Origin of the sequence: Sphingopyxis granuli (genome assembly GCF_001559015.1) — a bacterium.
Lineage (GTDB): Bacteria > Pseudomonadota > Alphaproteobacteria > Sphingomonadales > Sphingomonadaceae > Sphingopyxis > Sphingopyxis granuli.
The window spans coordinates 2160687-2184284 of record NZ_CP012199.1; the positions used below are offsets into that span (position 1 = coordinate 2160687).

The 23598-nt window shown below is 66.8% G+C and carries 22 protein-coding genes; 14 read left to right on the top strand and 8 right to left on the bottom strand.

Annotated elements, in window-relative coordinates:
* The first annotated feature begins 76 nt into the window (after positions 1-76).
* Positions 77-538, top strand: a complete 462-nt coding sequence (locus SGRAN_RS09980) for a hypothetical protein (RefSeq protein WP_237234003.1) — start codon at positions 77-79, stop codon at positions 536-538.
* Between the two features lie 59 nt (positions 539-597).
* A complete protein-coding gene (locus SGRAN_RS09985) occupies positions 598-1209 on the top strand; it encodes a GNAT family N-acetyltransferase (RefSeq protein ID WP_067183174.1) in 612 nt (203 codons plus the stop codon).
* A 281-nt stretch (positions 1210-1490) separates the two neighbouring features.
* Here SGRAN_RS09985 and SGRAN_RS09990 read toward each other — a convergent pair whose 3' ends face one another.
* The 3 genes from SGRAN_RS09990 to murI form a co-directional block, all read right to left on the bottom strand.
* Positions 1491-2180 carry a nitroreductase gene (locus SGRAN_RS09990; protein WP_067183177.1) on the bottom strand — a complete coding sequence of 230 codons (690 nt, stop codon included), beginning with the start codon at positions 2178-2180 and terminating at the stop codon, positions 1491-1493.
* Complete coding sequence (hemA, locus tag SGRAN_RS09995) at positions 2177-3403, bottom strand: 5-aminolevulinate synthase (RefSeq protein ID WP_404950414.1); 1227 nt, start codon at positions 3401-3403, stop codon at positions 2177-2179. Before hemA ends, SGRAN_RS09990 begins: the two co-directional genes overlap by 4 nt.
* A 101-nt stretch (positions 3404-3504) precedes the next feature.
* The gene (gene murI / locus SGRAN_RS10000) at positions 3505-4326 is read right to left on the bottom strand and encodes a glutamate racemase (protein WP_067183179.1); all 822 of its coding nucleotides are present in this window, start codon (positions 4324-4326) and stop codon (positions 3505-3507) included.
* A 145-nt stretch (positions 4327-4471) separates the two neighbouring features.
* On the opposite strand from murI, the gene plsY reads away from it, so the two are divergent.
* Entirely contained in the window at positions 4472-5092 is a 621-nt protein-coding gene (gene plsY / locus SGRAN_RS10005) for a glycerol-3-phosphate 1-O-acyltransferase PlsY (protein WP_067183181.1), read from the top strand.
* Entirely contained in the window at positions 5089-6171 is a 1083-nt protein-coding gene (dprA, locus tag SGRAN_RS10010) for a DNA-processing protein DprA (protein WP_067183184.1), read from the top strand. The genes plsY and dprA overlap by 4 nt, the downstream gene beginning before the upstream one ends.
* On the opposite strand, the gene SGRAN_RS21705 is transcribed toward dprA, so the two are convergent.
* On the bottom strand, positions 6168-7148 hold the full coding sequence (locus SGRAN_RS21705) for a 2OG-Fe(II) oxygenase (protein ID WP_082737190.1): 981 nt from the start codon (positions 7146-7148) through the stop codon (positions 6168-6170). The two genes, dprA and SGRAN_RS21705, sit on opposite strands and share 4 nt — an antisense overlap.
* Before the next feature lie 203 nt (positions 7149-7351).
* On the opposite strand from SGRAN_RS21705, the gene SGRAN_RS10020 reads away from it, so the two are divergent.
* The 3 genes from SGRAN_RS10020 (at position 7352) to topA (ending at position 12716) form a co-directional block, all read left to right on the top strand.
* The gene (locus SGRAN_RS10020; protein ID WP_237234005.1) at positions 7352-8908 is read left to right on the top strand and encodes a VWA domain-containing protein; all 1557 of its coding nucleotides are present in this window, start codon (positions 7352-7354) and stop codon (positions 8906-8908) included.
* A 101-nt stretch (positions 8909-9009) separates the two neighbouring features.
* Entirely contained in the window at positions 9010-10002 is a 993-nt protein-coding gene (locus SGRAN_RS10025) for a hypothetical protein (protein ID WP_067183192.1), read from the top strand.
* Positions 10003-10172: 170 nt separating this feature from the next.
* A complete protein-coding gene (topA, locus tag SGRAN_RS10030; RefSeq protein ID WP_067183193.1) occupies positions 10173-12716 on the top strand; it encodes a type I DNA topoisomerase in 2544 nt (847 codons plus the stop codon).
* Between the two features lie 79 nt (positions 12717-12795).
* Here topA and era read toward each other — a convergent pair whose 3' ends face one another.
* The 3 genes from era to lepB are packed head-to-tail and all read right to left on the bottom strand — an operon-like array spanning position 12796 to position 15184.
* Positions 12796-13689, bottom strand: a complete 894-nt coding sequence (era, locus tag SGRAN_RS10035; protein ID WP_067183196.1) for a GTPase Era — start codon at positions 13687-13689, stop codon at positions 12796-12798.
* On the bottom strand, positions 13686-14369 hold the full coding sequence (gene rnc, locus SGRAN_RS10040) for a ribonuclease III (protein WP_067183199.1): 684 nt from the start codon (positions 14367-14369) through the stop codon (positions 13686-13688). The genes era and rnc overlap by 4 nt, the downstream gene beginning before the upstream one ends.
* A complete protein-coding gene (gene lepB / locus SGRAN_RS10045) occupies positions 14366-15184 on the bottom strand; it encodes a signal peptidase I (protein ID WP_067187022.1) in 819 nt (272 codons plus the stop codon). Before lepB ends, rnc begins: the two co-directional genes overlap by 4 nt.
* A 207-nt stretch (positions 15185-15391) precedes the next feature.
* Between lepB and pgi the strand changes: the two genes are divergently transcribed.
* From pgi to SGRAN_RS10065, 4 genes are all read left to right on the top strand, one after another.
* Positions 15392-16897 (top strand): glucose-6-phosphate isomerase, encoded by a 1506-nt coding sequence (gene pgi / locus SGRAN_RS10050; RefSeq protein ID WP_067183201.1) that lies wholly within the window; start codon positions 15392-15394, stop codon positions 16895-16897.
* Between the two features lie 553 nt (positions 16898-17450).
* The gene (gene gor / locus SGRAN_RS10055) at positions 17451-18797 is read left to right on the top strand and encodes a glutathione-disulfide reductase (RefSeq protein ID WP_067183203.1); all 1347 of its coding nucleotides are present in this window, start codon (positions 17451-17453) and stop codon (positions 18795-18797) included.
* Positions 18794-19015 carry a helix-hairpin-helix domain-containing protein gene (locus SGRAN_RS10060; protein WP_067183205.1) on the top strand — a complete coding sequence of 74 codons (222 nt, stop codon included), beginning with the start codon at positions 18794-18796 and terminating at the stop codon, positions 19013-19015. Before gor ends, SGRAN_RS10060 begins: the two co-directional genes overlap by 4 nt.
* On the top strand, positions 19015-19548 hold the full coding sequence (locus SGRAN_RS10065) for an AAA family ATPase (RefSeq protein ID WP_067183207.1): 534 nt from the start codon (positions 19015-19017) through the stop codon (positions 19546-19548). Before SGRAN_RS10060 ends, SGRAN_RS10065 begins: the two co-directional genes overlap by 1 nt.
* Before the next feature lie 35 nt (positions 19549-19583).
* Here SGRAN_RS10065 and SGRAN_RS10070 read toward each other — a convergent pair whose 3' ends face one another.
* A complete protein-coding gene (locus SGRAN_RS10070; RefSeq protein WP_067183210.1) occupies positions 19584-21011 on the bottom strand; it encodes a helix-turn-helix domain-containing protein in 1428 nt (475 codons plus the stop codon).
* 210 nt (positions 21012-21221) lie between these two features.
* Between SGRAN_RS10070 and SGRAN_RS10075 the strand changes: the two genes are divergently transcribed.
* The 3 genes from SGRAN_RS10075 to mce are packed head-to-tail and all read left to right on the top strand — an operon-like array spanning position 21222 to position 23488.
* Positions 21222-22754: an acyl-CoA carboxylase subunit beta gene (locus tag SGRAN_RS10075; protein WP_067183213.1), complete on the top strand. Its 1533-nt coding sequence runs from the start codon at positions 21222-21224 to the stop codon at positions 22752-22754.
* Positions 22755-22774: 20 nt separating this feature from the next.
* Positions 22775-23047: a hypothetical protein gene (locus SGRAN_RS10080; protein ID WP_210434222.1), complete on the top strand. Its 273-nt coding sequence runs from the start codon at positions 22775-22777 to the stop codon at positions 23045-23047.
* 3 nt (positions 23048-23050) lie between these two features.
* Positions 23051-23488 carry a methylmalonyl-CoA epimerase gene (gene mce, locus SGRAN_RS10085; protein WP_067183219.1) on the top strand — a complete coding sequence of 146 codons (438 nt, stop codon included), beginning with the start codon at positions 23051-23053 and terminating at the stop codon, positions 23486-23488.
* Positions 23489-23598 lie beyond the last annotated feature (110 nt).

The window sequence follows — 23598 nt, forward strand, 5'->3', positions numbered from 1 at the left end:
GCCTTCCAAGGGCCCGCAGCGCATCCCGGGCGGAAACTTATGCCGCGCGATGCGTTGGGCCGGTGGAAGGAGACGCATGATGAAGATGAGCCTGATCCTCGCGGCCCCGGTGGCGCTGGCGCTGCTCGCCGGCTGCGAAAAGGCGGAGGCGCCGGCCCTGGCGCCTACCGACACCACCGAGGTCCCGGTCGAAACCGTGCCGCCCATCGACACCACGACGCCCGATGCAGGGACCGATCCGGCGACCGCGTCGCACCGCTTCGCAAGCTGGGCGGGCAAATGGACCGGGGTCGAGGGCATGTATGTGACGATCACCCCGGCCGCCGAGCCCGGCAAATACAAGCTGGAGATGCAGTCCGACCTCGACACCAAGGGGACCTATGACGGGCAGGACAGCGAGCATGGCATCCAGTTCCGGCGCGGCGGCGAGCAACTGTCGCTCCATCGCGGCAACGGCGACGAAACCGGGCTCAAATATCTGGCCGGCAAGCAGCAATGCCTGATCGTCAAGCAGGGCGAGGGTTATTGTCGCGATTGAGGCGCCGCGGCAATCCGGAGCTTGCGTAAACCGCTCCGGATTGCTTCGCTCCGCTCGCAATGACGAATCGTGCGAACCGGACGGACCAAATCCTCGAGGCATGCGACGACGATCGGCCTGCCCTGGTCGAAACGCTGGCGCAGGCGTTTCAGACCGATCCCGCCTTGTCGTGGATATTGCCCGAACCCGACCGCCGCGCCCGCGCGTTGCGCGGCCTGTTCCGCGCCCTCGTTCCCGCCGACATGCGTGCGGGCGTCGCGTTGCGCGGGGCGGATGACGAATCGGCTTCGTTGTGGCGGGCGCCGGGCCGTGCTCACAGCGGCAGCCTCGAATTTCTGCGCACCGTGCTTCCGCTCGTCGCGGCCTTCGGCGCCGCGCTGCCGCGTGGTCTGAAAGTGCAGGGAAGCATCGACGCGCACCGACCGCCGGGGCGCTTCTGGTATCTCCATTATGTCGGCGTGCGTCCCACGCATCAGGGCAAGGGGCACGGCGGGCGGATCATCCGCGCGCAGACCGCAAGGGCCGATGCCGAGAGGCTGCCCTGCTGGCTGGAAACCGCGACGCCGCACAACGTGCCGCTTTACGAGCGGCTGGGGTTCGTCGCGCAGGTCGAATGGGACGTGCCCGGCGGCGGACCGCATTTCTGGGGAATGATGCGCCCGGCGGCCTGAGCGTCGTTTCGGCTTGAGAAGCCGAGTGCACCCGCGCAGGCGGGAGCCCAGAGTGGGACGAGCCAAGGTTGGCGCGACATCGCTCCGGGTCCCCGCCTGCGCGGGGACGCGGCATGGTTCATCCAAACATGAACGCCCTAGGACGGATCGACATTCAGCTCTGGCGGCCTGCAAATGGCGGCTTTTCGCGCTTCCGGTGCTCACGTGCCGTCAGCACGCTGCGCTCCGGGTCCCGAAAATCCACCATTTTCGGCTCGCCATCTTCTGAATGTCGATCCGTCCTAGTCGTCGAAGCCGACGAAGCGGACGGCCTCGTCGACGCTCTTGCGGTTCGACACGACGGCGTTGGCCGGAAATGTCTCGTCGGGCCAGCCCATGGCGACGCAGATCATGATGACCTGATCGTCGGGGATATGCGCATGTTCGCGCACCACGGGGCTTTGCATGATCCCCTGGCTGTTGATGACGCAGCCCAGCCCGCGCGACCAGGCGGCGTTGACCAGCGCGTTGGTCACCGCCCCGCAGTCGAAGGGGGCGATGTCGCTGCCGAGCAGCGCGCGATCATAGGTGACGACGACGCTCACCGGCGCGTCGAACTGGCGGAAACCGCGCAGCACCCAGTCCTGCCGCGCGTCCCGATCGTCGCGCGCGATTCCCATCGCGCCGAACAATTGCTTGGCGATTTCGATCTGGCGCGCGCGGTGCGCGTCGACGACCCGGTCGAAGCGGCGGAATTCGCGGCTGTCGGGCTTGCCGGCCAAGATGCCCTCGCTATTGCCGCGGCGGATCGCGTCGAGCGGTGCGCCGGTGACGACCGAGAAATTCCAGCACTGGTTGTTGAAGGAGGAGGGCGCGCGCATCGCGACCTCGATGATCTCGGCGATCAGCGCGCGTGGAACCGGCTTGTCGAGGAAGCCGCGGATCGACCGGCGACCGCGGACCACCTCGTCATAGGGCAATGCGCCCGTCACGCCGCCTTCTGGAATTCCAGTTCGAGCCGATCCCAGATTTCGACCAGCGCCGTGGTCAGGTCGCGCATCATCGCCTCGTCGTGCGTCGGGCCGGGCGTGAAGCGCAGCCGTTCGGTGCCGCGCGGCACGGTCGGGAAATTGATCGGCTGGACGTAGACGCCATATTCGGCGAGCAATATGTCGCTGATCTTCTTGGCGCGCACCGGGTCGCCGACCATCAGCGGCACGATGTGCGTCGTCGAATCCATCACCGGCAGGCCCGCGTCGCGGAAGCTCTGCTTGAGATAGGCCGCCGCCGCCTGCTGCGCGTCGCGCTCGACGCTCGACTGCTTGAGGTGGCGGACCGCCGCGAGTACCCCGGCGACCAGCACCGGCGACAGGCTGGTGGTGAAGATGAAGCCGGGCGCATAGCTGCGGATGACGTCGATGATATTCCGGTCGGCGGCGATATAGCCGCCCATCACGCCGAACGCCTTGCCGAGCGTGCCTTCGATGATGTCGACACGCGAAGCGCACTCGTCGCGGTCGGTGATGCCGCCGCCGCGCGGGCCGTACATGCCGACCGCGTGGACCTCGTCGCAATAGGTGAGCGCATTGTACTTCTCTGCAAGATCGCAGATCGCGTGGATCGGCGCGATGTCGCCGTCCATCGAATAGACGCTCTCGAACGCGATGACCTTGGCCGCCTGCGGATCGTCGGCCGCGAGCAGTTCCTCGAGATGGTCGAGGTCGTTGTGGCGCCACACGCGCTTTTCGCAGCCCGAATTGCGGATGCCCGCGATCATCGAGGCGTGGTTGAGCTCGTCCGAATAGATGATGCAGCCCGGCAGCAGCTTGCCCAGCGTGCCGAGCGTCGCCTCGTTCGAGATATAGCCCGAGGTGAAGAGCAGCGCGCCTTCCTTGCCGTGCAGGTCGGCGAGTTCGGCCTCCAGATCGATATGATAATGGGTGTTGCCCGCGATGTTGCGCGTACCGCCGGCACCCGCGCCGACGTCGTGCAGCGCTTCCTCCATCGCGGCGACGACCTTCGGGTGCTGGCCCATCGACAGATAGTCGTTCGAGCACCAGACGGTGATCGGTTTCGGTCCGTTGTGCCCGGCAAAGCAGCGCGCGTTGGGAAAGGCGCCCTTGTTGCGCAGGATGTCGATGAAGACGCGGTAGCGGCCTTCCTCGTGCAGCCGGTCGATGGCTCGGGCGAAAATATCGTCGTAGTTCACTTGCATGCCCCGCAGCTTCGGGTGCGCCGCCCCCTCCGGCGACGAACGGACGGGGCAATAGCGTCGATTTTCCGCGAAGGCCAGTGCGAACGATTCGCAAGCATGGGTCAAATTGTCTCAGTCCGCCCAATGCCATAAGGACGCAGCGCGGCGAGCGGCGGCGGCGGAATCGCGTCGCTGCGGGTGAAGGCGGCAAGGCCTGGAGTCGGCGTGGCGGGCCAGTCCTGCCCCGCGGTCAGCTGGGCGACGCGCCGCGCGATGCCCGACGCGCCGTCGATCAACTGCACGCCGGGGCCCGCCGCGGTGCGCAGTTCGCCGAGCAGCAGCGGGAAATGCGTGCAGGCGAGCACGATGACGTCCATCGCCTCGCCGCCGGGCTGATCGGTCAGGCCCGCGATCGCGCGCGCCACCACCGCCGGATCGACCGTCTCGCCGCGCAGCCGCGCCTCCGCCGCCGTCACCAGTTCGGGGCTGCCGTGGCGCAGCACCGTCTTGCCTGCGGCGAAGCGCGCGCTGAGGTTGTCGACATAGGGCTGGCGTACCGTCGCCTCGGTACCGAGCACGCCGATGACGCCGCTATGGGTCAGCGCGGCGGCGGGCTTGATGGCGGGGACGGTGCCGACGATCGGCAGGTCGAGCGCGGCGCGGACATGCGAAAGCGCAATCGTGGAAGCCGTGTTGCAGGCGATCACGGCCAGCCGCGGCTGAAAGCGTTCGACGAGCCGACCGAGCAGCGCGGGAACGCGCGCCGCAAGCTCCTCGTCGCTTTTCCGCCCATAGGGCAGGCCGGCATAGTCGGCGGCATAGACGAAGGGCGCGTTCGGCAGCAGGGCGCGTGTCGCGGCGAGCACGGTCAATCCGCCGAGACCGCTGTCGAAGAAGAGGATCGGGGCGTCGAGGTAGGGGGGGGCATGACCGGCGCCTAGCAGGCGCGCGCGTCGCGCTCAATCGCTTCGCGCCGAACGGCTTTCGCAGCGGCGACGTTGGTCCGTTTTGGCAGTCACCCGATCCGAATCCGTTGATCGCCGGGCGCATTGGCTGCACAGTGCGGCCGAAGAACTCTGGGGGACCGAGATGACCGTCTATCTGCTGATCGCCGCCGGCTACCTGCTCGGCTCCATCCCCTTCGGTGTCCTGCTGACGCGCGCGTTCGGCGCGGGCGACCTCCGGCGGATCGGGTCGGGCAACATCGGCGCCACCAACGTGCTGCGGACCGGGCGCAAGGGACTCGCGGCGGCGACGCTGCTGCTCGACGGTGCGAAGGGTGCGGTGGCGGTGTTGCTCGCACGGCATTTCGTGCCCGGCCTCGGCGATCATGGCGCGATGATCGCGGGCGCCGCGGCGATGATCGGTCATTGCTATCCCGTCTGGCTGCGCTTTCGCGGCGGCAAGGGGGTGGCGACGCTGCTCGGCGTGTCGCTCGCGCTCGCCTGGCCGATCGGGCTCGTCTTCGCCGCCTTCTGGCTCGGCGCCGTGCTGCTGCTCCGCATCTCTTCGCTCGGCGGCATGGCGGGAGCGGTCGCGGCGCCCGTCGCGGCGCTCGTCCTCGGCTATCCGGTCTATGCCGTCGGGCTGGCCGGGCTGGCGGCGATCCTGCTGTGGCGGCATCGTGAGAATATCGCCCGGCTGCGCGCGGGGACCGAACCCCGCATCGGGGCGGGGAAGGGCGCGCCCGAGCCGGACGCGGCCGCGTGACCGATGCCGAACGGCTGGCGCGGCTGCGGCTGATCCGCACGCCGCACGTCGGCCCGGTGAGCTGGCACCAGCTGATGCAGCGCTTCGGGTCGGGCGAAGCCGCACTTGCGGCGCTCCCCGACCTCGCGCTGCGCGGCGGCGGAAAGCCGCGCATCGCCCCGGCCGAAGTCGCCGAGCGCGAGGTCGCCCGCGTTTCGGCGCTCGGCGCGCGCCATGTCTTCAGCGACGAAGCCGATTATTCGCCCTTGCTCCGCGAGGTGGAAAGCGCGCCGCCGGTGCTGATCGTGCGTGGCGACGGCGCGATGCTCCATCGTCCCTGCGTCGCGATCGTCGGTGCGCGCAACGCCTCCGCCGCGGCCTGCCGCTTTGCGCGCCAGCTCGCCGCCGATCTTGCGGCGCGCGGTGTCACCGTGGTCAGCGGGCTGGCGCGCGGGGTCGACACTGCGGCACATGTCGGCGCGCTGGGCGGCGCGACTGCGGCGGTGATCGCGAGCGGTATCGACATCGCCTTCCCGACCGAGAATGCCGCCTTGCAGGACCGGATCGCGACCGACCATCTGCTGATGACGGAACAGCCGCCGGGTACCGAGCCGCTCGCACGCCACTTTCCGGCGCGCAACCGGATCATCGCCGGGCTGGCGCAGGGAACGGTGGTGATCGAGGCGGCGCCCCGATCGGGCTCGCTGATCACCGCGCGCCGCGCCGGCGACTATGGGCGCGAAGTGATGGCCGTTCCCGGCTCGCCGCTCGACCCGCGTGCGCAAGGGTGCAACCTGCTGATCCGCGAAGGCGCGACGCTGGTCCAGAATGCCGACGACGTGGTCGAGGCGCTCGGGCCGATCGACGCCCGCATGACGCGCGCGGCACCACCGCTTCGCGATGTCGCATCGACCGGGCCGCAGGTGGCGGAGGGCGATCGCGGCGCCATCGCCAGCCTGCTCGGCGCCACCCCGGTCGCCATCGACGAACTGGTGCGCCAGTCGGGCCGCCCGGCGGCGGCGGTGCAGCTCGTGCTGCTCGAACTCGAACTGGCGGGCCGGCTGGAACGCCACGCCGGCGCCCGGGTCAGCGTCGCCTAGGGCGCGAAACGCCGCTCACGGATCCAGCGCGAGGCCAAATATTTGGTGCCGCTGATAATCGACGATCCCTCATGCTCGGACATTGGATCGACAGATCCATCGGACAATGTATTGCGGAACAACAGCAGGTCGCCCTTGCGTCCTTTAACTTTCAGTGCCGTCTTGATAAAGCTTGTCTCACCACCTTTGTAATCGTGATTCAGATAGATGAGCGCAGTGAGCTCTCGTTGATTGTCTAGACCCGGATTGTAATCATAGTGAGCGCGGTAGCGCTGACCGGGACGATAGCGCAGCAATTGCATGGCCTCGCCACGATCGGCCTCGCTTGCAGCCACTGCCGCGATCCGGCGATTGATCGCATGAACCACTGGATCTTCGATTAGCCAATGAATGGTAAACTCGTCGCTGTTGCGAATTGGATCGAGGCGCGTGCCGCCGCGGCCATCATTGATCTCTGCCGGTCGGTAGTTGCGGCTGCCGAGCTCAAGCAAGTATGCGCATTCGGCGGCGGTAGCAAAGCCGGGAAAAAGCTGAGCGTCGGGTAAATCCGACAATCGCTCTGGTTTACGTAGCCGTTCAGGCTGACCAGCGGAATTCAATGTCATTCTAGAGAGCAACTCAATCTGAAGCTTGCGACGCGGATCAATTGCTCTCTCGTCCGACATCCGGCTCAGCGCCGTGAGCCAGTTGCGTGGGCCGGCGATGCCGCTGGCAAGTAGATTCGTGCTCAGGATTCGCGCAGGGCCATGCCCTGCGCGCGCTGCACGATCGAATTGTTCGCGTGCTGCAACAGGATCAGAGGTGACGAGGCCACCGCTCCAGAGATGGCGGCCAAGCACGAACAGGCCATCCGGATGCCCATGCGCTGCAAGCTGACGGACTAGGAACATGGCTTCCTCGCCGCGTCCGGCATTTGCCAACGCTGCCGCTTGCGCAATCGCGGGGTGAGGGGAGGAGTTTTGCTGTTGCGTCGCCATAACAAGGCTTCTAGCGCATCAGTTTGGCGAAAAACAGAGGGCGCGCAACCCCTATGAACGCACTTGCCGCTGCCGAAGAGTGTCGTCGCTAATACGCGCATGAAAATCCAAAGTTCGACTGCCTTGGATATCCTGGTTAAGCCATGGTTCAGCGCTCCACCGACAGGTTGATGATATTGTATCACATGGTGGGGAGAGGGATGATGCGGAGTCGCTTGCTGACGGGCGTAACGATGGCGGGGCTGCTCGCTGCCGGGCCGGCACCGCTTCCGGCGGCGAGTGCCGCCGCGAAGCCCGTGACGGGGCAGCAGGGTTTTTGCCGCACCGCCGACCCGCTCCCGCGCCTGCCTGCGGAGACCGAGGCGGGGCAGCAGCGGCCCGACCGCCCGCTCAAATCCCGTGGCGGCTCCGGACGCGACCGTGCGATGTCTGCCGAGCCACCGCCGCCACCAGCTCCTCCTCCCCCGCCGCCGCCTCCGCCACCGCCGCCGGCGATGGCGCCCATGGCGGCGGACGCTGTCGCGGTGACGGGTGCGCGCGCTGCGGGCGATGCGTCGCGGACGGCCGAGAGCGCGGCATCCGGATCGTCCGACGCCTCCCGCTACCCGCCATCGCCGCGGCCCTGGCCGCAGCCGCAGCCCCAGTCGGGCATCCTGACCGCGGGCGAGCATGACGACCTGCTCAATCCCGAACTCTACGCCGCCTATGTCAATCGCAGCGACCTGGGGCAGGAGGTGCGCGCCCTGCCGCGCGTCGACACGATGCGCGTGGTGACGGTTCGGGTCGCCGACCGCAACGGCCAGCCGATTCCCTTCGCCGACGTCGTCGTGACGTGCAGCGACGGCAACAGCATCACCATGGCGACGCAGGCCGATGGCAGCGTGGTCTTCTTTCCTGGCCTCGACCGGCTGAGCGAGCGGATCACCGTGTCCGCGCGCCAGGCGGGCCGGGCGATCGCCGACGCGCGCCCGGTGCTGGTGTCGGCGGCGGCCGGCGGCCAGCTCGTCGGCCTCACCGCGGACCGGACGGCGGCGAAGGCGACGAAGCTCGACCTGATGCTCGTCGTCGACACCACGGGCAGCATGGGCGACGAGATCCGGTATCTGCAGGCCGAACTGCGTTCGATCATCGCCGCGATCACCGCCAGGCATCGCGACCTCGATATCCGTGTCGGCTTCGTCTTCTATCGCGACGAGGGCGACGATTACGTCACCCGCAGCTTTGCCTTCGACCGCGACATCGGCGCGGCGCAGGGACGGCTCGCGCAGCAATATGCGAGCGGCGGCGGCGATTATCCCGAAGCGATGGACCAGGCGCTGATCCGCGCGGTCGGGCAGGACTGGCGCCCCGATGCGGTGAAGTCGCTGTTGCTCGTCGCCGACGCGCCGCCGCATGACGATCGCTTCGGGCGGACGTGGCAGGCAGCGGAAACCGCGCGCGCGAAGCGGATCCACATCACCCCGGTCGCCGCGTCGGGCGTCGCCGACAAGGCCGAATATGCGATGCGCGCGATGGCCGCGGCGACCCAGTCGCGCTATCTGTTCCTGACCGACGACAGCGGCGTCGGCAATCCGCATGCGCCGCCGGCGATCGATTGCTATCTCGTCACCCGGCTCGACGCGCTCGTCCGCCGCGTGATCGACAGCCAGATCAGCGGCCGCCGCATCGAGCCCGAACGCAGCGAGGTGATCCGCAGCGTCGGCGATTACGATGCCGGCAAATGCCGCCTGCCCGCGAGCTTCCGGTGGGACAATCAGTAAGCGATTGACACGCCCTCGCATCTGGCGGATGCGCGGGATCGTGGGTTGCTTCGCGAACATCTCGCACCGCCGGGCGGTCGCGGGGTGCGGAGGAACGACCCATGAGGAAATTGTTGTCGGCGCTCGCCGTCGCGGCGCTGCTGGCCCAGCCCGCCGCCGCCATCGCCAGGGACCAGGAACCGGTCAAGATTTCGGGGCCCGCCAATGCGAAGGGCGTCGGCACAGTGGCGATCGGCGCGTTCAACGTCGGCTTCATCTTCGAATCGATCGACCAGACGCAGGCGAGCGGCGGCTTGATGGGCGCCTTCGGCGGCACCACCAAGGCGAAGAGCGAACTGGTCGGGGTGACGCCGGCGATGATGCAGACGATCGCCGATGCGGCCTATGCCGATTTCGTGGCGCAACTGACCGCAAGCGGCTACGCCGTCCAGACGCCCGCCGACCTGTTCGGCCATGCGGCGCTCGCCAGGAGCAAATCGCAGGACGTGCCGCTCGACATCAATATCGCGCTCGAAAAGGGCAGCAAGGGCAAGGCAACCTATTTCAAGCCCAATGACCTGCCGTCGCTGCTGATGATCCCCGGCGACTTCCTGGGATCGGGAATGAGCAGCATCGGCATCAATATGGCCGCTGGCCAGACCGGCATGGCCTTCGCCAACTATGCGAAACAGGCGGGGGTCGGCGTGATCGACGTCGTCTATCTGATCGACTTTTCGAACCAGAAGCGTCCCGGCGCCTTCAGCTTCGGCGGCATTCAGGTCAACAGCGGCCTGTCGGTCGCGGCCGACTATTCGCGCCTGACGCTGATCGCGCCGAGCGGCAAGCAGTCGGTCATCACCGTCAAGGCCCCCGTCGCGGTCGAGGGCGATTTCATCGAAAAGGACGATGCGACCAGCGGCGCGGACAAGGCGCTGCAATCGGGCGCCAACGTTGCTGGCGGCCTCGCGGCGGTCGCCGGGCTGGGCGGGCTGCGCTTCGGCAAGACGCGCAAGTTCGAATTCGCGGCAAAGCCCGGCGCCTATGAAGAGGGTGCGGCCAAGGCGGCAAGCCTGGCGAGCGAGATGCTGATCGGGCGGCTGGGCGCCTTGCGCTGATCCCCACCGTCGCCCCGCGAAGACGGGGACCGCCGGCAGCCTTGTGCGACACCGCGAGCGGTCCCATCTTCGCGGGCGGCGACGGTTGCGCCAAATCCCTCTTGACGAAGGGCCAAGCGCTCCGCAACCCTCGCGCACACGTGTAAGGGTTCCCAGCGAACGGATTTTCAATGCAATTGGTAATTGTCGAATCGCCTGCCAAGGCGAAGACGATCGAGAAATATCTCGGCCGTGATTTCAAGGTGCTCGCATCCTACGGCCATGTCCGCGATCTGCCGCCCAAGGACGGCTCGGTCGATCCGGACGACGGCTTCGCGATGCAGTGGCAGCTCTATCCCGACAAGGCGAAGCGGCTGAAGGAGATTCAGGACGCGGCGAAGCAGGCCGACCGCCTGATCCTCGCGACCGACCCCGATCGCGAGGGCGAGGCGATCAGCTGGCATGTGCAGGAATTGCTGCGCAGCAAAAAGGCGCTGCCGCAGGCGGTCGAGCGCGTCACCTTCAACGCGATCACCAAGCAGGCGGTGACCGATGCGATGGCGCATCCGCGCGACCTCGACACCGATCTGATCGATGCCTATCGCGCGCGGCGCGCGCTCGACTATCTGGTCGGTTTCACCTTGTCCCCGGTGCTGTGGCGCAAGCTGCCCGGCGCCAAGTCGGCGGGCCGCGTCCAGTCGGTCGCGCTGCGGCTGGTGGTCGAGCGCGAGCGCGAGATCGAAGCATTCGTCACGCAGCAATATTGGTCGGTGACCGGGCTGTTCGAAATGGGCGGGACGCCGTTCAGGGCGCGCCTCGCGCGCTGGCGCGGCGACAAGATCGAGCGACTGTCGATCACCACCGAGGCCGATGCGCGCGCCGCCGAGGCCGATGTGAAGGCAGGCCATTTCACCGTCGACGCGGTCGAGACCAAGCCGCTGACCCGCAACCCGCCGCCGCCCTTCACCACCTCGACGCTCCAGCAGGAGGCGGCACGCAAGCTCGGCTTTTCCGCCAGCCACACGATGCGCGTCGCGCAGGACCTCTACGAGGACGGCGCGATCACCTATATGCGGACCGACGGCGTCCAGATGGACGGCAGCGCGATCAGTGCCGCGCGTCGCGCGATCGCCGACCGCTACGACGGCGGTTATGTCCCCGACAAGCCGCGGCAGTATCAGACCAAGGCGAAGAACGCGCAGGAAGCGCACGAAGCGATCCGGCCGACCGATTTCGGCAGGGACCGCGTCGGCGGCGGCGACCACGCGCGGCTCTACGAACTGATCTGGAAGCGCGCGCTGGCGAGCCAGATGGCGTCGGCGCGGCTCGAACGCACCAGCGTCGATCTGTCGGACGGCACCGGCAAGACGATGCTGCGCGCGACCGGACAGGTGGTGAAATTCCCCGGCTTCCTCGCCCTTTATGATGAAGGACGCGACGATAACAGCGACGACGAGGATGGTCGTCTGCTCCCCGCGATGGGCAAGGGCGATGCGCCGGCGAAGACCGGTGTCGAGGTCGAGAGCCACGAGACGCAGCCGCCGCCGCGTTATTCCGAGGCGAGCCTCGTCAAGAAGATGGAGGAACTCGGCATCGGGCGGCCCTCGACCTATGCCTCGATCCTCCAGGTTCTCAAGGACCGCGCCTATGTGCGCATCGAGAAGAACCGCTTCATCCCCGAGGAGAGCGGGCGGCTGCTGACGGCGTTTCTCGAACGCTTCTTCGCGCGCTACGTCGGCTATGATTTCACCGCCGGGCTCGAGGAGGAACTCGACGACGTGTCGGGCGGCCGCGCGCAGTGGCAGGCGGTGCTCGACCGCTTCTGGCGCGATTTCAAGCCGCGCACCGGCGAGGTGATGGAACAGAAACCGTCGGAGATTACCGCGGCGCTCGACGAATTCCTCGGCGCCTATCTCTTCCCCGACAAGGGCGACGGCAGTGATCCCCGGCTTTGCCCGAATTGCGGCACCGGCCGGCTCGCGCTGCGCGGCGGGCGTTTCGGGCCGTTCATCGCGTGCAGCAACTATCCCGAGTGCAAATATACGCGCAAGTTCGCGCAGCCGGGCGGTGCCGACAATGGTGCCGACAGCGGCCCCGAGGCGATGGGAACCGACCCCGACAGCGGGCTCGAGGTGACGAAGCGCAGCGGTCGCTTCGGCCCCTATATCCAGCTCGGCGAGGGCAAGGAGGCGAAGCGTTCGTCGATCCCGAAGGATATCCCTGCCGAGGATTTCGACCTCGACTATGCGCTGCGGCTGCTCAGCCTGCCGCGCGAGGTCGGCATGCATCCCGAAAGCGGCAAGCCGATCGTCGCGGGGCTGGGGCGCTATGGTCCCTATCTGCTCCACGACGGTAAATATGCGAAGTTGACCGGCACCGCCGAAATCTTCGAGATCGGCATGAACGCCGCGGTGGCGCGCATCGCCGACGCGGCGAACGGCGGAGGCCGCGGCGCGCGCGGCAAGGCAGAGCCGCTCAAGACCTTCGGCCCGCACCCGACGAGCGGCGGCGAGATGAAGCTGATGGCGGGGCGTTTCGGCCCCTATGTCACCGACGGCACGACCAACGCGACGCTGCCCAAGACGGTCGAACCCGACGCGCTGACCGTCGAGGAAGCGGTCGCGCTGATCGACGCGCGCGCCGCGAAGGGACCGGCCAAGGGGAAGAAGAAGGCCGCGCCCAAGAAAAAGGCGCCCGCGAAGAAAGCCCCGGCGAAGAAGAAGGCGAAGGAATAGAGTTCCGCGCCTTAACCCAACCCCGTTCGCCCTCAGCACGAACGAAGGCAAGGATAGTCCAGGCGACTTCAGGGCAGGATCAATCGACCCAGTCGAGCCCCATGTCGCGATAGACGCCGCGGTCCTCGTCCCAGTTCTCCTTCACTTTCACGTGCAGGAACAGGTGGACCTTGCGCCCCATCAGCTCGGCCAGCTCGGCGCGCGCCTTCGCGCCGATTTCCTTGATCCGGCTGCCTCCCTTGCCGAGGACGATCGCGCGCTGGTTGTCGCGCGCGACAAATATCTGCTGGTGGATTTCGGCGCTGCCGTCGGGACGCGTCTTGAACAGCTCGGTCTCGACCGTCGACTGATAGGGGAGTTCCTCGTGAAGCTGGCGATAGAGTTGCTCGCGCGTGATTTCGGCCGCGAGCATGCGCTCGGGCGCGTCGCTCACCTCGTCCTCGGGGAAATGCCACGGTCCCTCGGGCATCAGCGACGCCAGATGCGCCTTGAGGTCGGCGACGCCGTCGCCGCTGCTCGCAGCGATGAAGAAGGTCTCGTCGAAGGGCAGCTTCGCATTCAGCTCGTTCGCGATCGTCAGCAGCTTGTCCTTGCGCGTCAGGTCGACCTTGTTGAGGACGAGAAACTTTTTTTCGGGCCGCCCCGCCACGCCTTCCAGCACGCGCTCGACGCGGCCGCTCAGCTTCGCCGCGGCATCGACGATGACGAGGATCGCCTCCGCCTCCTCCAGGCTGCCCCACGCGGCCGCGACCATCGCGCGGTCGAGCCGGCGCGTCGGCGCGAAGATGCCGGGGGTGTCGATCAGCACGATCTGCGTGTCGCCCGCCATCGCGACGCCCATCAGCCGGGTGCGCGTCGTCTGCGCCTTGGGGCTGACGATCGCGACCTTCTGGCCGACGAGCGCATTGACGAGGGTCGACTTGCCCGCATTGGGGGCACCGACGACGGCCACGAAGCCGCAGCGTTGGGTCATTGTTTCTCTTCCTGTGTCAGCCGGTCGAGCAGGGCGGCCGCTGCGGCCTTCTCGGCCGCCTGTTTCGATGCGCCTTCGCCTTCGGCCTCGGCCAGCTTGCCGATCGCGACCGCGACGCGAAAGCGCGGCGCATGGTCGGGGCCTTCGCGGCGGACGAGGCGATATTCGGGCGGACGGCGCTTGCGGGCGAGCGCCCATTCCTGGAGCGCCGCCTTTGGATGCTTGGGCGCCGCGGTCTGCCCCTCGATCATCGCGCCCCATTCGCGGACGATGAAGGCGCGCGCCGCTGCCTCGCCCCGGTCGAGCCACAGCGCGCCGATCAGCGCTTCGAGCACGTCGGCGGCGACATTGTCGCTCTGCCGCCCGCCGTCGCTGATCGCCTGCGCGCCGAAGCGGACATGCGCGTTGAGGTCGAGCCGCTGCGCGATGCGCGCGCAGGTTTCGCCCGACGCCAGCGCATGCAGGCGCGACGAAAGCTCACCCTCGCTCGCCTTCGGAAACCGGCGGAACAGCTCGGATGCGATCACCAGCCCCAGCACCCGGTCGCCCAGGAATTCGAGCCGCTGATAATCGCCCGCGCCGCTGCTGCCATGGGTCAGCGCGCGGTGATAAAGGCCAAGGTCGCCGGGCGGCGCGCCGGTGATCGCGGCGATGGTTTCGGCGGACGCGCCTTCGCTCAAAAGCCGTCCCCGATGCGGCTCCACCGCGCGGCGGTGAACCAGCTGATCGGGTTGAGCCAGCTCGCCGAGCCGTCGGTCGAGAACATGCCGACCAGCGCGTGGCCGACCAGATTCTCTTCGGGAACCAGGCCGATCCCCTCATTCTCCACCGCCGGGAAACGGCTGTCGGCGCTGCGGTCGCGATTGTCGCCCATCAGGAACAGATGCCCGGCCGGCACCGTGACCGGCGGCGTATTGTCCTGCTGGATCGTTGTGATGTCGAGGATCGGATAGCTTTTGCCGTTCGGCATCGTCTCGCGGAACTGCTTGTAGCGGCACTGGCGCCCGCCGTCGGCGGCGGTCTCCTCGAACTCGGGCGAATAGCAGGGCAGGGTGCCCATCGCGCGCGAGGCGTCGATCATGTTCTGCGTCACCGGAATGACGAAATCGGGCATCGGCTCACGCTTCAGCGGCCGGCCGTTCAACCAGACGGCGCCGTCCTTCACCTGCACCGTGTCGCCGGGCAGGCCGATGACGCGCTTGATATAATCGTTGTCGTTGACCGGCGGCGCCTTGAACACGACGACGTCGCCGCGTTCGGGGGTACGCGGAAAGATGCGGCCGGGGATCAGCGGCACGCTGAACGGCAGGCTGTATTTCGAATAGCCATAGGCCATCTTGTTGACGAGCAGGTAATCGCCGATCAGCAGCCGCGGCTGCATCGATTCCGACGGAATGTTGAAGGGCGACAGAAAGAAGCTGCGGAAGATCAGCACCGCGACCGCGAGCAGTGCGAGGAAGCGGATGGTGTCTACGGCCTCCTCCTTTGCGGACATCGGAGCGGGGGCCGGGGGCGCGGGAGTCGGGGCGGCGGAATTTCTGGCGGTTGCGCTGGCGTCGGTCATGCCGCGCATTGGCGACGAATGGACGCGAAGGTCAAGCGAATATCGGCGGACGACGCTGGCATGGGCACCGCCGCTGGCTTATGGAGACAGCCACATCCCGATCCCGTTCGCATCGAGCGGAAACCAAGAGGACATCCGATGACCACCGCCACCGAAGCCTGGCAGGCCCTCGCCGACTGGCAGCCCCGTCCGCTCGCCGAGCTTGTCGCCGCCGATCCCGATGCGCGGTTTCAGGCGTTCGTCCGCCGCGTCGCCGATATCCGCTTCGATTTCGCCAAGACGCACCTCGACGATGCGGCGCTCGCCATCCTGTCGCGGCTGGCCGAGGCGCAGGATTTCGCGGGGCGGCGCAAGACGCTGTTTTCGGGCGGCATCGTGAACCCCACCGAGGATCGCGCCGCCGAGCACAGCGCCGAACGCGGCGACGGGGCGCCCGATTCGGTGCATCGTGCGCAGGCGCTCCACCAGCGGATGCGCATGCTGGTCGACGCGATCGAGGCCGGGGCGTTCGGTGAAATCCGCCATCTGCTGCACATCGGCATCGGCGGTTCGGCGCTCGGCCCCGACCTGCTCGTCGACGCGCTCGGGCGGCACGACCGGCGCTATGACGTCACCGTCGTCTCGAACGTCGACGGCGCTGCGCTGAGCGAGGCCTTCGCGAAATTCGACCCCGAATATACGTTGGTCGCGGTCGCGTCGAAGACCTTCACGACGACCGAGACGCTGCTCAACGCCGCGTCGGCGCTGCAATGGCTGGAGGAGGGCGGGGTCGAGGACCCCAGCGGACGCTTCGTCGCGCTGACCGCCAATCCCGACAAGGCGATGGAATGGGGGATCGACGAGACGCGCATCCTGCCGTTCAGAGAGACGATCGGCGGGCGCTATTCGCTGTGGTCGTCGATCGGCTTTCCGGCGGCGCTCGCGCTCGGCTGGGATGCCTTCGCCGAACTGCTCGAAGGCGCGGCGGAGATGGACCGGCATTTCCGGCTGGCCGAGGGCGCCGACAACATCTGCCTCCTCGCCGCCTTCGCCGACCAGCTTTATGCCAACCGCCTCGGCTGCCAGACGCGCGCGGTTTTTGCCTATGACGAGCGGCTGCGGCTGCTTCCCTCCTATCTGCAGCAGCTCGAAATGGAATCGAACGGCAAGGGCGTCACGCTGGACGGCGAGCCGCTGGGCCGCGCGAGTGCCGCGATCACCTGGGGCGGCGTCGGCACCGATGCCCAGCATGCGGTATTCCAGCTGCTCCATCAGGGCACGCATCTGGTTCCGGTCGAATTCGTCGTCGCGCGCGAGGCCGACGATCTGCTCGACGCCGCGCACCACGAAACGCTCGTCGCCAACTGCATCGCGCAGGGGGCGGCGCTGATGGCCGGACGTGCGAGCGAGGACGGCGCGCGCGCCTATCCGGGCAACAGGCCCTCGGCGACGATCCTGCTCGAACAGGTCACGCCGCATCAGCTGGGCGCGCTCATCGCCTTCTACGAGCATCGCGTCTTCGCCAACGCGGTGCTGCTCGGCATCAACCCGTTCGACCAGTTCGGGGTCGAACTTGGCAAGGAAATGGCGAAGGGTCTGGCCGAGGGGACGGTCGATTTCGATCCGGCGACGCAGGCGCTGATGCAGGCGGTGCTGGGGGAATAACCTATGCCCTATATGGATTCCGCAATGATCCCCTTCCGACAGGTGAGCGTTCCCCGGCGAAAGCCGGGGTCCAGATGGCACAGCGCTGCCTCGCATGGACCCCGGCTTTCGCCGGGGATCACCAGCGTCCCTGTCTCAGGGGTATAAACGCCTATGGATTCGGGGTTCGGCGCGCTGCCTCATTCGTTCGTCATGCTGAACTCGTTTCAGCATCCATGGCCGGACCTTCCCTTTTGTGCCGCCTTTCAGGTGAAGGCAGACCATGGACCCCCGGATCGGGCCCGGGGCAGGCTCTGAAACAAGTTCAGGGTGATGAAAGGGAGAAACCGCGCCGAAACCCGGATCCCCACAGAGTGTCATTGCGAGGAGCCGAAGGCGACGAAGCAATCTCCAGCTATCGACCTGCGCAGGCCGACAGCTGGAGATTGCTTCCCCCGGCTTTCGCCGGGGTCGCAATGACGTGCTGTTATGCTGACCGCAAAATTCGATTGGCAAGCCGGCGCCGCCCACCCACATAGGCGCCAGCCAATCATTCCAGTGCGGGGGCTCTGCCATGTCCAAGTTCGACTATGATCTTTTCGTCATCGGCGCCGGGTCGGGCGGGGTGCGCGCCAGCCGCGTCGCGGCGTCGCACGGCGCGCGCGTCGCGGTGGCGGAGGAGCATCGGGTCGGCGGCACCTGCGTCATCCGCGGCTGCGTTCCCAAGAAGCTGCTCGTCTATGGCGCCCATTTCGCCGAGGACCTGAAGGACGCGCGCCACTTCGGCTGGGACGTCCCCGATTGCCGCTTCGACTGGGCGCGGCTGCGCGACAATGTGCTGGCCGAGGTGACGCGGCTCGAAGGGCTTTACGGGCAGACGCTCGACAATCACCAGGTCGAGGTCTTCAAGACGCGCGCGACGGTCGCCGGGCCGCAGACGGTGCGCCTGGCCGACGGGCGCGAACTGACCGCCGGGCGTATCCTGATCGCCACCGGCGGCTGGCCCTTCGTCCCTGACTTTCCAGGCAGCGAGCATGCGATCACCTCGAACGAGGTCTTTCACCTCGAAACGCTGCCGCAGCGCGTGGTGATCGCGGGCGGCGGCTATATCGCCAACGAATTCGCCGGCATCTTCAACGAATTCGGCAGCAAGGTGACGATCGTCAATCGCGGCGACGCGATCCTGCGCGGCTATGACGAGCAGATTCGCGACCGGCTGTTGCAGATCTCGATGACCAAGGGCATCGAGTTCCGCTTCAACGCCCCGTTCCAGTCGATCGAGAAGCAGGCCGATGGTTCGCTGATGGTCCACCTCGCCAATTGCGACCCGATTCCCGCCGACGCGGTGCTGGTGGCGACCGGACGGGTGCCGAACACCCGCGGGCTGGGGCTCGCGGAGGCGGGCGTCGAGCTCGACGCGGACGGGGCCGTGAAGGTCGACGAGGGCAACCGGTCGTCGGTGCCGAGCATCTACGCCGTCGGCGACGTCACCAACCGCATCCAGCTCACCCCCGTGGCGATCCGCGAGGGGCAGGCGTTCGCCGACTCGGTCTTCGGCGACAGGCCGACGACGGTCGATTATGCCAATGTTCCGAGCGCGGTGTTCAGCCATCCGCCGATCGGCGCCGTCGGCATGACCGAGGCCGAGGCGCGCAATAAACTGGGCTCGATCCGGGTTTATACGAGCGATTTCCGCGCGATGAAGAACGTCCTCGCCGGCCGCAACGAACGCGCACTCTACAAGATGGTGGTCAACGAGGCGACCGACCAGGTCGTCGGCCTGCACCTGATCGGCCCCGACGCGCCGGAGATATTGCAGGCAGCGGCGGTTGCGGTGAAGGCCGGGCTGACCAAGGCCGATTTCGATGCCACGGTGGCACTGCACCCGAGCATGGCGGAAGAACTGGTGCTGCTGAAATGACAATCTTGTCCACCGAGGAACGCGAGCGGCTTCTGGCGGTCAAGGGCGTCGGCTCCACGATCGTCGCGCGGCTTGAGGACGTCGGCATTGGCTCGCTGGCCGATCTGGCAGCGCAAAATGCCGAGGATATCTGCGGCCGCGTAAGCCTGCTGACGGAGGCGACCTGCTGGCGCAACAGCCCGCAAATGCGCGCGGCGATCGCGGTGGTGCCGAAGTGATGACGGAAAGATTCCATATCGTCACGGGCGGTCCCGGTTCGGGAAAGACCAGTGTGATCGAAGCGCTGGCGGCTCAGGGCTTTCCGTATATGCCGGAGGCGGGGAGGGCCATCATAAAGGATCAGGTGGATATCGGGGGCCTCGCCCTGCCTTGGTCGAACAGCGCTGCATATGCCGAGCTGATGCTTGGGTGGGAGATGCGATCCTGGCGCGAGGCCCAAGCCCTCGACGGCCCCGTCCTTTTCGATCGCGGCATTCCTGACGTGATCGGCTATCTTCGCCTGAGTGGTCTGCCAATATCCGAAGCGACCATGCGTGCTGCCCACGTGCGTCGATATGCCCGGCGCGTTTTCATCGCGCCGCCTTGGCCGGCAATTTTTATGCAGGATGCCCAACGGAAACAGACGGAGGCTGAAGCCGAGGCGACATATCACGCCATGGTCGCGGCCTATACCGATCTTGGATATGAAATGGTGCCGCTTCCGCTTGCTTCGGTCGCCGAACGGGCGAAGTTCATCCGCGCGAATATTTGAGCTTACACCCCTCCCGCAAGCGGGAGCGGAATTGGTCACCCGATCCGATAGGGCACCACGTCCCGGCGGTCCGGATCGACCAATATCGGCCGGTCACTGGGCGGGAAGGCGCGCTGGTCGCAGTCGTCGCGCGGACAGATGCGGCACGACGGGCCGATGCGCGCCGCCGCCTGCGGCGCATCGACGTCGACCCCGTCGGCATAGACGAAGTCGGCGGCGTATCGCGCCTCGCATCCCAGCGCGACGGCATAGCGGCGCGGGGCGCGCGCGTAGCTGCCCGACGGTTTCACCAGCCCCTTGGCCATCGAGACATAGCGCAGGCCGTCAGGCGTCTCGGCGAGCTGGAACAGGATGCGATCGGGGATCGCCGCCGCCTCGTGGACGATCCACAGCGGGCAGGCCCCGCCGAAGCGCGCGAATTGCAGCCGCGTCGCGCTGTGCCGCTTGGTGATGTTGCCCGCCATGTCGACGCGGCAGAAGAACATCGGGATACCGCGCGCGCCGGGGCGCTGGAGCGTCGAGAGGCGGTGGCACGCCTGTTCGAAGCTGACCCCATATTCGAGCCGCAGGCGGTCGATGTCGTGCCGCACCGCGCGGGCGCTGGCGCGAAAGGGCGTATAGGGCATCAGCACCGCGCCCGCCGCATAGTTGGCGAGACCGACGTGGAGCAACTGGCGCGCCGCGGCGGTGCGTAGCGGCGACGCCTCGACCACCGCCGCGATCTCGTCCGCGAGCGCCAGCGCCGCAAGCTGGTGCGCGAGCTGGAAGCGGCGGCTCTCGGGCGGCTGCGACGGATCGATGACGAGGTGGCGCATCGTCGCGTCGAAATCGCGCAGGCTCTCCGACTGCCGATAGACGATCGAGATGCCGAGCCCGCCCTGCAACCGCCGCTCGATCGCCTCGACGGCGGGGGAGGGGCTGGGGGAGGGGGCGGAGGACGCGCCGCGCAGCCCCTTCGCCAGTTCCTCGGCGGCGCGGTCGAGCCGGTCGACATAATTGCCCGCGTCGTGAAACCAGTCGCGCACCTCCTCCCATGGCAGGCGGCTGCCCTCGGCGGTGCCGCCGGTCAGCGCCTCGTCGATGATCTGGAGCCGCTGTCCGGCGCGGCGATAGGCGGCGTGCAGCGCGACGAACTGGTCGGCGAGCTGCGGCTGCTGAAGCGCCGCGCGTTCGAGCTGTTCGGGCGCGATCGGTGCGGCGGCGAACAGCGGATCGGCCGCCGCCTCGCGCAGCGCGCCCGCGCGCCGGTCGCCCGCGTCGGCGGCGACCTCCTCCCATTCGAGCGGAAAGAGCTTTTGCAGCCGGTCGAGCAGCGCGGGGGTCAGCGGCCGGTCGTCATGCTCGATCTGGCTGAGATAGGAGGTCGAGATGCCGAGCTTCGCAGCAAATCCGGCCTGCCGCAGGCCGCGCTCGGCGCGAAGCTGGCGCAGGCGGCTGCCGGCAAAGATGCGTTGGCGGGTCACAAGCGCCCTCTCTTATTCCGCTCGTGCTGAGCTTGTCGAAGCACCGTCCTTGTCTTCGAGTAAGGAAGAACGGCCCTTCGACAAGCTCAGGGCGAACGGATAGAAGGGTTCTTACTTTGCAAATTCATAGTTTGCAATTTTGCAATTTCACATTTGCATGATTGCCAATGCGAGGGCAGACGGCAATTTCAAGATCAACCGGAGAGCCGCATGTCCGCCAATATCGCCGAAATGGAACGCCGCCGCGCCGCCGCCGCGCTGGGGGGCGGGCAGAAGCGCATCGACGCGCAGCACGCCAAGGGCAAGCTGACCGCGCGCGAGCGGCTGCTCGTGCTGCTCGACGAAGGTTCGTTCGAGGAATTCGACACCTATGTCGAGCATGACTGCGTCGATTTCGGCATGCAGGACCAGAAGATTCCCGGCGACGGTGTCGTCACCGGCGCGGGGACGATCAACGGCCGCCTCGTTTATGTCTTCAGCCAGGATTTCACCGTCTTCGGCGGTTCGCTGTCGAAGCGCCATGCCGAGAAGATCTGCAAGGTGATGGACAAGGCGATGCTCGTCGGTGCTCCGGTCATCGGCCTCAACGACAGCGGCGGCGCGCGCATCCAGGAAGGCGTCGCATCGCTCGGCGGTTATGCCGACGTGTTCCAGCGCAACGTGCTGGCGTCGGGGGTGGTGCCGCAGATTTCGCTCATCATGGGGCCGTGCGCGGGCGGGGCGGTCTATTCGCCCGCGATGACCGACTTCATCTTCATGGTGAAGGATTCGAGCTACATGTTCGTCACCGGCCCCGACGTGGTCAAGACGGTGACCAACGAGGTGGTGACGCAGGAGGAACTGGGCGGCGCGATCACCCACACGACGAAAAGCTCGGTCGCCGACCTGGCGTTCGAGAACGATATCGAGGCGCTGCTCGCGGCGCGCGACTTCTTCGACTACCTGCCGGAGAACAACCGCGCCGGCGTGCCCGTGCGGCCGACGAGCGATCCCTACGACCGTTCCGAGGACAGCCTCGACACGCTGATCCCGCCCAATGCGAACCAGCCCTATGACATGCACGAGCTGATCCGCAAGACGGTCGACGAAGGCGATTTCTTCGAGGTGCAGCCGGCGCACGCCGCAAACATCATCTGCGGCTTCGGACGCATCGAGGGGCGGACGATCGGCATCGTCGCCAACCAGCCGCTGGTGCTCGCCGGGGTGCTCGACATCAATTCGTCGAAGAAGGCGGCGCGCTTCGTGCGTTTCTGCGACGCGTTCGAGATTCCGATCGTCACCTTCGTCGACGTTCCGGGCTTCCTGCCCGGCACCGCGCAGGAATATAACGGCATCATCAAGCATGGCGCGAAGCTGCTCTTCGCCTATGCCGAGGCGACGGTGCCCAAGATCACGGTCATCACGCGCAAGGCCTATGGCGGCGCCTACGACGTCATGGCGTCGAAGCATCTGCGCGGCGACCTGAACTATGCGTGGCCGACCGCCGAGATTGCGGTGATGGGCGCGAAGGGCGCGGTCGAGATCATCTTCCGCAGCGACATCGGCGACGCGCAGAAGATCGCAGAGCGCACCAAGGAATATGAGGATCGCTTCGCCAACCCCTTCGTCGCGGCGTCGCGCGGCTATATCGACGAGGTCATCCATCCCCGCAACACGCGGAAAAGGATTGCGCTGGGGTTAAGGAAGCTGCGGAACAAGCAGTTGGAGAACCCCTGGAAGAAGCATGACAATATTCCGCTATGACCGATCAAAGGCGCAAAGACTTGAGGACTGCGGTGTTTTTTGCAGCCGCGGTGATTCTGGCAATGGCCGCCATCTTTGTCGGTGAACCCGGTCGGCGGTCAGTCGGTGGCTTGATATTGGGATCAATATTGATTGGGTATGCTTTGCACGGACTGTCGAAAGGCAGTTTTCCGGAGCTTTCGAAAAGCAATCGGGAAGCGAATCAAGTGCATTTCTGGTTCGTGTTCGGGGTCTTCGCCTTGTTGGGAGTGGCGCTGCTAGCCATTGGCATTGAAGCCTTGGGAAGGGATTGAAGAATGAAACTGGGCCGCCTCAACCATATCGGCGTCGCGACGCCGTCGATCGCCGACAGCATCGTCTTTTATCGTGATGTCATGGGCGCGACGACGATCTGCGAACCGTTCGACATGCCCGATCAGGGGGTGAAGGTCTGCTTCGTCGATACGCCCGGCGATGGCGGGACGAACGGCACGCAGATCGAACTGATCGAGCCGCTGCCCGGCAATGCGTCGATCGCGGGCTTCCTCGAACGGAACCCGCAGGGCGGGCAGCATCATATGTGCTATGAGGTTCCCGACATTCACGCCGCGAAAGCGGAGTTCGAGGCGATGGGCAAGCGCGTGCTCGGCGAACCGCGCATCGGGGCGCACGGAACGCCGATCTTCTTCGTGCATCCGCGCGACATGGGCGGCGTGCTGACGGAGATCATGGAGACGCCGAAGGGCGACCATTGACGCCTATTTCATCGTCACCCCGGACTTGATCCGGGGTCCATTCTTTCGGTGCCGAGGGAATGGATGCCGGATCAGGTCCGGCATGACGAAAAGAGAGAAACGAGACTGCA